We start from the raw sequence: 11,698 nt of genomic DNA on the forward strand, positions 1-11,698 counted from the left end.
CCATCCACACCTCGTCAGGATTTGCAGGATTCACGCGTCAATATGCCTGCTTCCTGCAAATCCAACAACACCGTTTCGGCATCACAGCCTTTCCGTATAAGCCGCCCAGGATTGTTCAGGTTCGACTGTGTAGTTCTCCTTTCGGGAGCGATAGACGGGTTCGACAACGTATATCAGTCACCGCGATATACATCAAAGGCCTTCACATGAGTTGATAGGGCGCAAAATCCGGTCGAGCATGTCGGCGTATTCGAACAGTTCGATTTAAGCCGGCGCGCCACTCACGATGCCGTCCGGGTTGATTTACGCTTCGCACCGGTGCAGCACGTGGTCGTAAGCTAGGAACAGGGTAGCCGACATGAAGAGATAGTGAACGTTCACTGCTCACGCGGAATTACATGATGAATCAGACAAAGCGCAGGCTCAAGCAGAAGCAGAAGCGGCCGGCTGCCGGATTGGCTAGGATGATTCCGGCTACAGAACGGATGGGCCTCCACGACGATGAGGTGCGGGGCGCATCGAAAGCCAATGTTCCGGGGGATTTTCCACGCGAACCGCTCAAGACGCTGCTGAGTGGCACACACCCAAAGCTGGGCCTGCGGAAAATCGACGGCAAAATCTATGCAGGACTAACCGAGGACGAACTGGCTGAACGTTACGAGGGTTGTGAGGACCTTGCACAGCAACTTGCCGCTTACTGCCTGCGCAAGGCTCGCGAGAACCCAGATTGGACGCGAGAGTTCAATCTGGAGCGGACGGAGAAGGGCGTCGCGAAGAAGTGCCGCGACGAGTGGGACCTGTCCGCTGCTGAGCAGGCCTGGGTGGTCAAACGGATGCGGGCGATTCTCGGCTCGTAAGTTTCAGTGCTGAAACGTCACTTTTTTCGCCCTATGCTAGGCGTAACTTGGCGTAACGCAGCAAAATCTGATGGCTCGGTTTTCGACTCAACAGAGGCGATGATGCTCCGCGACGAGCAAGCAGAGGTCTTGCGGCAGCTGCTGGAACTCGACCAGATTGCGGATGACCGGCTTTCGGTGCTCGCCCCTGTTCAATTCCTCTGTTCCTTCCTGATGGCTTCCGGGCGGCTGAGTTATGCAGCTAAAAAAGTTTCCGCGCGGAAACTTCGTGTCGGTCGGAGCAGTTGTGGGGCGCCCCGCGATGCGGCATCTTTCTTTCGATACCCCCTCTACTTCGGAGGCACGGCGTAGTGAGGGCAGCATCGATGCGATGCGGCAAGTTGTGCTACGGTTGTGGCGCATCATGCGGTTTCCGCGCGGAAACTTTTTTACCTTGCCGGGCTGACCTTACCCCATCGAGTACACCATTCGTAGGTAGGTGGGCTCGCCGGTTTTCGGTTGGCGTCCACGAACCACATAAGCGCCCGGCAGGGGCTTAACTCTGGCAACCCGCATACAGATGCAGTCCATTGTGCCTCGAATCCACCGGAGACGCGTAAAACCTAGACCTTATGCCAAAGTGGCACCTTTCCGCGTCTAGTTCTCGTTGATGAAGACGGTGAGGAACGCGCCTTTTCCCCCACGCCGAACGTTGTTCGTGGCATTGCCTAGGGAAATCACGTGCTTACGCGCAAAACGGTGGCGTTTTCGCATGGCATCGGCGGCAGCATAATCGTTTGGTGGCGGTTTCGCATAAGAGCGAGGTCGGGGACTCGCAGGTTGCCGTAGCGAAGCGAAGTCAGTGGACGACGAACGTTACCGGGTATGCAGCGTCGCAAGCTTGCACGTGTCCTGGCGCGGACACCACGTCGACGCGAAGCATCGCCAGAAGTCCAGCCTGCGCGCTCAAGAATCCGCTGACGGGACATGTCACTGGTCCATCAGTCGGGGCCGTGGAAGGCGTCGCCATCGCACTCGACGGCAAGTCGAGCGTCGTTGGCCCCTTTCACGACCAGGTCCAGACGATAGCGCCGCTCTTCACCTGCGATATGACGCGATAACCCGCGCTGGACCAGCATGCCGAAGAACTCGTGCTCGAAACCCGACTCGCAGAGTTTGATGAGTCCTGCCTGGTCCACTTCATTCTCAACTGCGCAGGCCTGCTGAAGTGCTCCAGCAGCGTCATCCGGATGTCCTTCTCGGAGAGAGCTGCTCGGCCGTTACCGACCTGACCAGATACATGCGGTCACGCCCACGACTCGCCGCGATGTTGAAACGCTGGTCACGGGCGTTCCCTGAAAGCGCGTAGCAGCGCTCGGGGTCGGCCACCATCGACAGGAACAGGATGTCGCGCTCACGGTTGGGTGGGCGTTTCTCAACAGGGAGCCTCCTGGCTCTTCTCGCGCCAGATTCCACAATAAAGAGTCATATTTGACCTCTTAAGTGAATTGTTGACCCATATTTGACCGTTTTCAGCAGCGCACTGACGCTCATCTGAGAAGTGTTGTATAGTGGTCAAATATGACGTATTAAAGCTTTAAGGGTTCAGGTATGACCGATAAACCAAAGGCAGCGGCGACACCCAAACCTTCCGGCCGCTTCGCCGAAAATCCGATGCCCTTGCCGGTCGAGCGTGCGCTGATTGCTGCCGGAGATGACCTTGCGCTGGCCCGCCGACGCCGGGGGCTTTCTACGTCATCCATGGCGGAGCGGGCGGGCATCTCAAAAAAGACGCTCTACCGGCTGGAACAGGGCGACCCCGGAGTGTCGTGGGGCGCTGTGATTCGGGTCCTGAACATCCTGAATCTCCTCCCCGAGCTCAACAAGGCCCTGAACACCACCAATGATGCGCTCGGCCTGGCGCTCATGAACAAGGCGGTGCCCAAACGCATCCGGGTACGCAAAGCCAACCCGGACAGTGGAGCCCTGTAATGGCGACGACAAAAAAAGCCAAAACCAGCACAACGCGGACGCTGCTCGTCTATCTGGGCGACACGGGACTGGAAGTGGGCGAACTGCAATTTTCCAGACAGGGGCAAAAAGAAGTCTCGGCATTCCGGTACTCCCCCGCCTGGCTCAGTAATCCAGATTGCTTCGCACTGTCTCCGGACCTCCCCCTGAGCACAGACTTTCAATACCGCACGGGAAGCAAGGAGACTTCTACCTTTGCGGGTGCCATTGCCGATACTGAGCCTGATGGCTGGGGACGCCGTGTCATTAACCGCGCCCATGCCAAACGGCGCAAGGCCGACAAAGATGCCGGCCGAGACGCCGGTTCCGCACAGCTGTCAGACCTGGACTATTTGCTGGGGGTGCTGGATTCCAGTCGCATTGGCGCACTGCGCTTCAGGGACAATGCCGACGGTCCCTTCCTCGATGTGCCCCATGACGACAACTTGCCTGAAGGAACTCACGAGGTCCCGCTGCAGACCTTGCTTCAGGCATCGAAAGCGGTCGAATCCGGCAAGGAAACGGCGATGGACCTCGCGTATCTGAAAGGGCGCGGCACCTCGCTCGGCGGTATGCGACCCAAAGCAACGGTCCTGAAGTCCGACGGCACCCTGACCATCGCCAAGTTTCCGAGCGTGAGTGATACGCGTGACGTGGCGCGCGGTGAGGTGCTGGCGCTGTTGCTCGCGAAAGAGGCGGGCCTGAATGCATCCGAGGCCGAAGTCGTCATGTCTGGCACCCAGGCCGTCGCGCTTATCGTGCGTTTTGACCGACCCCGGGCTGGTGGTCGCATCCCTTACCTGTCTGCGGCCTCGCTGCTGCAGCTGGATTCCAGGGAAGATGGTGCTTACACGCAGATTGCGGAGGCCATTGACCGGTTCTCCCCGAGACCCCTCGAAGACAAGCGGGAGCTTTGGGCGCGCATCTGCTTCAGCATGCTCATCACCAACGTAGATGACCACATGCACAACCACGGCTTCCTGCACAGCGGCGGGGGGCAGTGGCGGCTCGCCCCGCTGTTTGACGTGAACCCGTTCCCCGACAAGGAACCCATCCTGAAAACCGCCGTGACCGAAGCAACCGGTGAAACCGGAGATATCCAGGAGGCGCTGGATGCGGCGGCATACTTTGGCGTGTCCGATGACGACGCTCATGCAATCCTGACCCGGATGATGGCTGCCCTGAACGATTGGAAACGACTCGCCCGGTCCCCGGCCGTGGGGATGGGTGATGATGAAATCGACAAGGTCGCGCCTGCTTTTGAGAACGACAACTGGGATACGGTAGCGTCCTTTCTGGAACAATGAACCGGCCAATCGGACCGCCTGCACATCCCAAGTAGCGCGCGAACACGGCTACCACGGCGGTTTCGCCAGAGCGATTCGGGTCGTGGTGTTCTCTTCAGGACCAACGAATCTACGTTTCGAACCTCGCGGGGACCGTTCGTGAGAGCGCAGTGACGAGCTGGCGTTGAAAGGCGAGAACGGGTAGCAGGCCGGAAGCCTATGTCTATCAAGTCATCTCTTTGCAATCAGACATGTCGTGCCGCCAGAGCAGACAGCACGTAAAACCCGGAACCCAGCGGCTGCTGGCGTTCCGTCACATCCATATTTGCAATCCTGCAAGCTTTCCCTCCAATCGGAGGCTGGTGGCTGCATGCGACTTTTCGCAGGAGCCCGTCAGACGGGCGGGGAATATCCTGGATTATCCGTCGCGTGCGCCAGGCGCGACGTCTGGTCAGGCGTCGTCGGCGCAGTATTCGATTGGCGGGGTAAAGCATAGAAAATGTTGTTTCTGAACGGCGATTCTGCGAAACGCCAATACCATTTCCGATGGGAACTTTGGTTTTCGAGTCCGGCATTTTGAGGTTGCCGACGCCGGCGTGGCAAATTCTCGGTTTATGGCTGTGCTTGTCTTAGCTTATTCTTCGTGACCGGCGTAACCCGTTGATTCGAAAGGATGCAAATTCTCGCGTTTTGGTTGCTCCTACAGCGAGCCGACTGGAGAACGCCATCTTAAAAAAGAATTGCATGAAAACGGCTGATTCGTGCAAATCTATTTATACAAAAGCCCCCCGTCGTCGCAGGCCGGCGACGGCCTGGTGGATGAGATGAACCTGTTTGCGCTGGCGCGTCCAGTTGTTGTAGCCGCGAAAGTCTAGGCCACGTTAAACTCTAGGGGCGTGGACATCGAGGCCACTATGAACCGAAAACAACGAAGGCAGCGCCTTGTGCAGTTGCGCGAGGCACAGCGCAAACGTCGTGCCGCGAGGTGGTCACGTGTTACCCTCGTCATGCTCGATGGCACTGAGCGCCACATCGGCCGCGCATCGAGGCTAGCTACCTCAAGCTGATAACTTCGGTAACCGTGGCAACTCGTGGTGTCTCGCCAATGGAGGCGGGACATCATAGGAAGGTACATAACCTCTAAAAATTTAGGTATACAAAGCAGCAAGGCACGCAACTACAGGACCTGGTTAGGTAATCTGGCCTGTAAGAGCTAGATTACCTAGGTTTTCTAGAGCGGTGACAAAGCAAGCCACGCAAGTACAGGAGCCGCTTCGGTAACGTGTTTTCGGTGCTGTGTCGGCGTGTTCATCGAGAAAGTTGTTGCAACTTTTCGCGTAGCTCGAGCTCTGTGAGCAGCCTACTCAAACCAGTACCGTCTTCGCACAAGACCAGTTTCTCTTGTTCGGATTCCGGCCAGCCGTCATCGACATCATCAATGGCAACCCACTTCGTCAGCGCATGCCACTCAACGTATTCACGAATAACGGAGTATCGGCTTCGGCACTGCGTCCGGTCTGTGCGACTGATTGCAATGGGTTGCGTGACACCAGCCACTGCGTGAGCGAGCGTCGATGGCATAAGCGAAAGAACTCGGTAAAGCGGCAACTGGGAGGTCCAGCTCGTTCTAAGAACGAGCTCTGCGTTGTACTCGCCGACGATTTGCACCAACGGTTCAGCCCATTGGAACAGGGTGTGGCGGCCATCCCGCATTCGTACGGTCCCGTCGTTTAAGAGCAGCGCTCCGAATGGGTGCAACACCCCATCAATATTCAGGAAAATAGTCGGTCTCTTTTCATCGAAGATTCCCATGTCTGGCTCCGAGGTAACAATATCGTGAGGCGGTTATAGGCGTCACACGGTTTCCGCGCGGAAACTGATGCGCGCTATGCCGGGAGACGCTGGTGACGTCGCAAAGTGCTCCCCTTGACTCTCACGTCAGCAGGTGTCGACGGAGTCATTTGCCGGCGACAAAATCTAGATTCGAGAGGGGCGGAATCGCCATCTACAGTTGCTATGCTATTTATTCCGTTGAATGTTAGTAAAACGAAGTGTACTGTGTCTGAATATAATTATGTACGTCGCGGCTCAGAACGTTCAATAACTCTAGGAGTGGAAAGTGACGCTCGACTCGTGGAATCGTTACAAATCTGAAGTCCATCAGCCGCCGCTCACGCCGCAGGAGCGTTCGTATCACATGGCCATGGATACATTGAAAATTAGGTCGGCGAGCGGCTTCGAGCAGTACAGGAGACATTGGACGCCACAACATACTCATGCTGGTCGCGGTAAGGCCAGAAAGTCCAAAGTGTAAGCATGAGTGGCGGTGTGATGGTGCCCGTCTAGGATATTTACGGTTATGCCAAAATGGATTGAGAAAACGCGGCGCGATGCGCTTGGGGCACGCCGCCAAATGATTCGACGCGGCGAGGTTCTAAGTGCGGATGAGTTTTGCCGACGACGAGGCGTGAGCGTGAGGCAACTGGCTCGGCTGACAAAGCATGGGAGCGTGTTTGCAATCGAAATCGACGGAACTAGCTACTATCCCGCTCTATTGGTCGACCCGCAGCACGACCGTCGGCGCCTTGCAGCGTTGTGTCGCGTCCTGTATCCGGCGCCGCCTCTGTACCGTCTGGATTTCCTGGCGTCGCGTTGGTCCTCGCTCGGGGATAGCACGCCATTAGAGGCCCTGCGCACGAGACAAGGTCGCCGGCTCTTGCGGGAGTTCGCGATGGGTTGGGCGGAGGAATTTTCCCGAACGTTAGTCAGGATTTACCTCGGTGCTTTTCGTGGTGAGGAGGAGGCGCTTCCGCTGGTATGTACTGCGGTTGCCGACATTGACCCCCGGGTGAAATGGCTTGAGCGCGCCGCGTGTGCCGTACAAGACGGCGCAAATACCCAACCTGGCGGTCCGTACCCACAGGCAAAAGCAGCGACGGTGTTTGTTTCGAGACGCACGACGGGCGACGCGCCCGAAGTCCTGGAGACAAGGCTCGATGTGGTTATCGAGAAGGGCGTCGCGCATTGCCGCACTACAACGAACGACTGTCCTCGCTATAACCTGTGCCCGGTCACGGTGGGCCGGTCGGACGACGTGGTTGCGATAGTTCGCAGGATTCTCGCGTCGGCGAAGTGAGCACCGCGAGTGCCTGCACGAGAATTTGGCCGCGTTAAACACAATTTTGAAATTTGCGCGGCCAATCGCATGAAATCAACGAGTTGGCCGGCCACAGGAAGCGTGGTGCATATGCCGGTCAGTCAAAGTTGGCACCACCCGTGTAGCCGCACGTTTTGGTCTAGCGCATTTGGTGAGAATCCTTCTACATACGGCGAGCCATCCCGGAAACCAAACCGTAAAGAGCGCCGGAAGGTGCGACGCTCTTCGCGCATCCTACTCTTTGAGCGCTTCTGCGAGGAATGCGGGAAGAGGCTTCACCATGTCGAGGTCTGCCTGCAGCTTTGGCAGGTACTCAAACATGTGGCGCGACCCGATGGCCATAAGAAGCTGCTCACCGATTTCAGGGTCCTCGTCCGCTGCAACCTTCAACGCTTCGAAGTATTGCTCTGTGACCGTGTTGCTGACCTGCATCACGGTCCGAAAGTCGCCATTCTCGAATGCGGTCTTCAGCACGTTCATATATCTTTCGAACGCCCCTTGGTCCAGGATTTCCCTGGTGTCACTGCTGATTTCGGTTTTCGACATTTTTTTCCTTCAGTTGCTGTCGTTGGGGCTGCACCGGCAAACTGCTTGCCGGCACCAGCGCAAAGAGACGTCAACACGAATCGGTTATAGATGCTTGACCAGCTCCGGGTCGGCGGTCGGAAGGACACCCGCTGGGTTTATACCGAGTTCTGCCCATCGAGCCGTCGCGGCATCGATGAGCGACGGGTCAAAAGGCGGCTCCAGCATATCCACGGCTGCATGTGCCGAGTCAATCGCTGCTTTCAGCGCCTTCTCGGCCCTGACATCACCTCGAGAATCGGCACTCGCATTCGCTGCTGTCAAGACCTCAATCGCGAGCCTGAGGTAGGCAAACGCGCGTGCCTCCTGGCCGCCCATCATGTTGCCGTAGGCGTCCTGGCAAAGCGCTAGTGCGGTTCCGGTGGCCTTGCGGTTCAATGCACTCATGTTTCCTCGTAGCTTTCCGTTGCGTGTTAGGAGGCATCCGACATCGGAGCGTCCACCATTTCGGATTATCGGCACGCGCCGAGTAATCTTGAGTCATTCGGGTGTTTGTGACCTTTGCCGTCTACTGGACAACTGGGACGCGTGTACGCGCGCGATGCCGTTGCGTCACCGACGGCCTGGTTCGCCGAGGATGTACAGTTTCCGCGCGGAAAATTACGATGTTGCTTTACAAGACGGCGACTGCGCGGCTTGTGGAAACGGAGCGCGGAGGATGGTTTGCCATCGAAGGCTTCGGCGGTGTGATTGAGCTCGAGGATGGCAAGCATGCCGTGGACCAACTCACGCTCGGGCCAGAGGCGTGCGCATTGGCCCTTCTCGTCGATGTAGTGGCAGACGAGGGCCCGCATTCAGCTACGAGGCCAATGAAACCTGCTTCCCACGGTAGGCGCTCTAGACGGAGATGTGCATCTGCTGATGCCCGTCAACGTCCCCGAAGTGTTGTTGATGCCGGCGGCAAACATCGCACGTGGCGGTCGGTGACTTGTATTCGGCGCAAAGCAGCGGGAACTGTGACGCCGCAAGTGCTCGACAACGCGCCAACCGTCCTATGTTAGCGTCGTCGCGAACCCCCGGCTCATTCTGGGTACTGGAGGGCGCGGTCGGAATGGTTTCCGCGCGGAAACCAGGTGGGATGTCGGGCCGACGCCATGCTCGCGCACAGGCGCATGCATGGAAGTCGGTGCCGGGGGCGCTCGAGTGTGCGATGCATGCTTGTCGGAAATCCACGGTCGGATTTCTTTGGAAGGAGTGTGCAGCGGGGGCGGTGCGCGGCAAAAGAGTCTCCCCCAATACGGCACATGGTCGGGCACCTATTTTGGAGCTGCCACTGCGAGCGCCGGCCAACTATTTTCGTTTCCACGCTTTGCCAGAGCGACTCGAGCGACTCTTTCCTCAAAATTCCGACGACGAGCGCCTATTGCTTCAGGCAGGACGCTACTGTCCAATGTTCAAACATGAAGCCGCTCAGCTTCGCTGGCTACATCTGGCGGATTCACCCTGTTGCTCAAAATCCGTTGTGCCAAATGCAAATAGATGTTCATGAAACGTGGGGTTCCGTGAACATCTATTTGCATGGCAGCTATGGAATTTGTCTTCGCGCGTGAAACCTTGTTCCGCGCTCGGGCCTGGCGTTGGGGGCTGCACATAGCCGTCGACAGCAGGCGGGTGCGAAACGTTTCACGTTGTGTCATCAGAAATGACACAAGGCCGCGCTGCGACCACGGCACGCGCGCGGATTGCGCTGTTGCAGTCCGGGGCGGATATGCCGGAGCGCGGGCTGCCTTGTCCGTTACAAGGCGCAGGCACAGCGGAGTCAGTAGGCGCCGTACAGAGGTGAAAAATCCACGTCGTCAATCCGGTACTGGTCCATGCCCTCAGCGAGCTGCATCGGGTCAAACACCCGCCTGCCAGCGCGCTTCTTGCCGTAACGCCCGCCCATGCCTTCCGGCTGATGGCCGAGGATGCCGTCAATAGCGTAGTCTTTGAGGCCGCTCCAGCCAGCGCGCTCCTGGAAGAAGTGCCGAAATGAATGGAAGTTGTACCGGACGTCGTCGATGACATACCGGTCGAGGTACTCGTTGAACCAGGTCGAGAATTGTGCGGTCAGCACGTCGTACTTGTTCGGTTTGAGGTCTGGAAAAAGCCGGTCTTTACCAGCCGCGCGGACCGTCTCAACGTAGCGTCCGAAGCCGATTTTCATCAGCTCTGCGTGCACGGGAACGTGACGCCTCGATACCTCGTTCTTCACCCCCTGTTCGTCGGCCAGGTCAGTGATGCGCAGGAACAGGCGGCCATTCTGCGTCACGACGTCACGCACGGACAGTTGTCCGAGCTCTTCTTCGCGCTCGCCACCGAACAAGGCAAGCAGCGGCAACCAGAACGCGGCGTCGCGGCCGCCCTTGGCGGGTCGCTTCCCTGCGGTGAACACCTCGGTCTTCAGCAGCAGCCGAATATGTTCCGGCTCGAACGGCTGAATTTCCTCGCGGTCCTTGGGTGACACGCTGATTTTGACATCCGCGAAAGGATTCGCCTTCAACATCGTCCTGCCGCTCTTGATATTCGTCTCCAGCACCGGGCGCAGCAACGCAAAAATCGTCTTGATACGGCTTCTCGAGAGTCCGTCGTTCTTCTCGAGGTGGAAGGCGAAGTTGCGCAGGTCGTCGGGCGTCAGCTCGACCGGCGCCTTGTCGCCGGTAAACTTCCGCAGCCTTTTGATTTGCGAGCGGCATTCGTCGGCCGTTTTCGGCTCGGGGTGCCGCTCGTCGACCCAGAAATTGATGTAGTGGTCCCAGCTGTCACCCTCTCCGGGGGCAGCGACCCATTCCGGCTCGGGCACTTTTATGCCGTTCAGTCGCGCTAGTTGCTCCTTGATGACGGCGAGGTCGGCGTGCATCAACTCCAGGGTGAAAAAACGACGGAGTTCCGGCGTGACCTGCTCGAGGTCGAAGCCCTCGGTCTCAAGGACGGTCTCGGCGTTCTCCTCGGCATACTCGACGTCCTCCAGCGCACAGGCGTCGGTCAGTGCCTGGCGCTCCGCCTCGAACTGGGCTCGCTCGACCGCGAGGGATTCAGTGTCCTTGTTGTTCCGGCGGTGGGCTTCGGGCAGGATGAGCATCGCCGTTCGGTAGCGCTCCAGCAACTGCGGCACCATATGCCGCTCGAGCCGTTTCTGCCGCCCGTCAGACTCGCCTTCGAGGCAGGGCGCAGCCTCACTCTCGGCGCCCCCGTCCTGGGCGGCTTTCAGCTTTGCTTCCGTTTCGGCGAACAGGTCGTCGGTCTCGGCGGCCCGTTGGCGGGCGCGCCGTGCGGCCTCCTTGTAATCGGGCGTGCGCAGGGAGCCGGTGATGAACGGTTGGCCGAGCGCGTCCTGGAGGTGCAGGGGCACGGGGCGTCGGAACTGCCAGTTGCTGCTGTCCGGCCGCTTGTACATGTACGGTTGCATTTCGTCGCCCACGGGTTGACCTTTGAGGAATGGATTCGTACGGGAATTGGTACGGTCCATTGTTACGGTCGGCAGGCGAAAAACTTGAGCCCCAGCAGCCCCGAAAGCCTTATAAATCAAGGCGCCCGGAAAAGCGAAAGGCCGCTGTCCTTGCGGAACAGCGGCCTTTTTGCATTTGGTGGCGAATCAGGGACTCGAACCCCGGACCTGCGGATTATGATTCCGTCGCTCTAACCGACTGAGCTAATTCGCCAACAGGAAGCGGATTATGGAGATCGGTGCGGGAGGTGTCAAGCCCTTTTTGTCATTTTTGTCGCGAGCAAATGAATTGTCCGGGTCTGTAGCACGTAATCTGTCCGGTTTTTGGGTGCGGCATGAAGCCACCCGTAAGCCGGGCACGGTGGTTACAGGAAACCCGGAAGATGAGATTCGAAGC

At 58.2% G+C, this 11,698-nt stretch carries 9 protein-coding genes and 1 tRNA gene; 4 read left to right on the forward strand and 6 right to left on the reverse strand.

All coding sequences use genetic code 11. From position 1 onward, the window contains the following. The first annotated feature begins 398 nt into the window (after positions 1-398). Entirely contained in the window at positions 399-857 is a 459-nt protein-coding gene (locus tag WS62_RS38180) for a hypothetical protein (RefSeq protein WP_231748314.1), read from the forward strand. Positions 858-1,837: 980 nt separating this feature from the next. On the opposite strand, the gene WS62_RS38185 is transcribed toward WS62_RS38180, so the two are convergent. After that, positions 1,838-2,035: a hypothetical protein gene (locus WS62_RS38185; protein ID WP_231748315.1), complete on the reverse strand. Its 198-nt coding sequence runs from the start codon at positions 2,033-2,035 to the stop codon at positions 1,838-1,840. Between the two features lie 412 nt (positions 2,036-2,447). Here WS62_RS38185 and WS62_RS16095 point away from each other — a divergent pair, with 412 nt between their 5' ends. Next, complete coding sequence (locus WS62_RS16095; RefSeq protein ID WP_231748316.1) at positions 2,448-2,828, forward strand: helix-turn-helix domain-containing protein; 381 nt, start codon at positions 2,448-2,450, stop codon at positions 2,826-2,828. Then, on the forward strand, positions 2,828-4,153 hold the full coding sequence (locus tag WS62_RS16100; protein ID WP_066572505.1) for a type II toxin-antitoxin system HipA family toxin: 1,326 nt from the start codon (positions 2,828-2,830) through the stop codon (positions 4,151-4,153). Before WS62_RS16095 ends, WS62_RS16100 begins: the two co-directional genes overlap by 1 nt. Positions 4,154-5,440: 1,287 nt before the next feature. Here the strand turns inward: WS62_RS16100 and WS62_RS16105 are convergent. Continuing rightward, the gene (locus tag WS62_RS16105; protein WP_059641829.1) at positions 5,441-5,944 is read right to left on the reverse strand and encodes an HAD domain-containing protein; all 504 of its coding nucleotides are present in this window, start codon (positions 5,942-5,944) and stop codon (positions 5,441-5,443) included. 697 nt (positions 5,945-6,641) lie between these two features. Here WS62_RS16105 and WS62_RS16110 point away from each other — a divergent pair. After that, positions 6,642-7,268 carry a hypothetical protein gene (locus tag WS62_RS16110; protein WP_156441004.1) on the forward strand — a complete coding sequence of 209 codons (627 nt, stop codon included), beginning with the start codon at positions 6,642-6,644 and terminating at the stop codon, positions 7,266-7,268. A gap of 255 nt (positions 7,269-7,523) precedes the next feature. Here the strand turns inward: WS62_RS16110 and WS62_RS16115 are convergent, their stop codons facing one another. The 4 genes from WS62_RS16115 to WS62_RS16130 form a co-directional block, all read right to left on the reverse strand. Beyond that, on the reverse strand, positions 7,524-7,835 hold the full coding sequence (locus tag WS62_RS16115) for a hypothetical protein (protein WP_066572512.1): 312 nt from the start codon (positions 7,833-7,835) through the stop codon (positions 7,524-7,526). Between the two features lie 84 nt (positions 7,836-7,919). Beyond that, positions 7,920-8,261, reverse strand: a complete 342-nt coding sequence (locus WS62_RS16120) for a hypothetical protein (RefSeq protein ID WP_066572513.1) — start codon at positions 8,259-8,261, stop codon at positions 7,920-7,922. Positions 8,262-9,633: 1,372 nt separating this feature from the next. Next, a complete protein-coding gene (locus WS62_RS16125; protein ID WP_082721008.1) occupies positions 9,634-11,322 on the reverse strand; it encodes a site-specific integrase in 1,689 nt (562 codons plus the stop codon). 116 nt (positions 11,323-11,438) lie between these two features. After that, positions 11,439-11,515: transfer RNA gene (locus tag WS62_RS16130), tRNA-Met, on the reverse strand. Between the last annotated feature and the right edge of the window lie 183 nt (positions 11,516-11,698).

The organism is Burkholderia sp. ABCPW 14 (genome assembly GCF_001523835.1).
Classification (GTDB): Bacteria; Pseudomonadota; Gammaproteobacteria; order Burkholderiales; family Burkholderiaceae; genus Burkholderia; species Burkholderia mayonis.

What these genes read in the sequence shown, in the direction of transcription:
- WS62_RS38180 (WP_231748314.1), top strand. Translation starts at nt 399, where the DNA reads ATGATGAATCAGACAAAGCGCAGGCTCAAGCAGAAGCAGAAGCGGCCG.
- WS62_RS16095 (WP_231748316.1), top strand. Translation starts at nt 2,448, where the DNA reads ATGACCGATAAACCAAAGGCAGCGGCGACACCCAAACCTTCCGGCCGC.
- WS62_RS16100 (WP_066572505.1), top strand. Translation starts at nt 2,828, where the DNA reads ATGGCGACGACAAAAAAAGCCAAAACCAGCACAACGCGGACGCTGCTC.
- WS62_RS16105 (WP_059641829.1), bottom strand. Translation starts at nt 5,944, where the DNA reads ATGGGAATCTTCGATGAAAAGAGACCGACTATTTTCCTGAATATTGAT.
- WS62_RS16115 (WP_066572512.1), bottom strand. Translation starts at nt 7,835, where the DNA reads ATGTCGAAAACCGAAATCAGCAGTGACACCAGGGAAATCCTGGACCAA.
- WS62_RS16120 (WP_066572513.1), bottom strand. Translation starts at nt 8,261, where the DNA reads ATGAGTGCATTGAACCGCAAGGCCACCGGAACCGCACTAGCGCTTTGC.
- WS62_RS16125 (WP_082721008.1), bottom strand. Translation starts at nt 11,322, where the DNA reads ATGGACCGTACCAATTCCCGTACGAATCCATTCCTCAAAGGTCAACCC.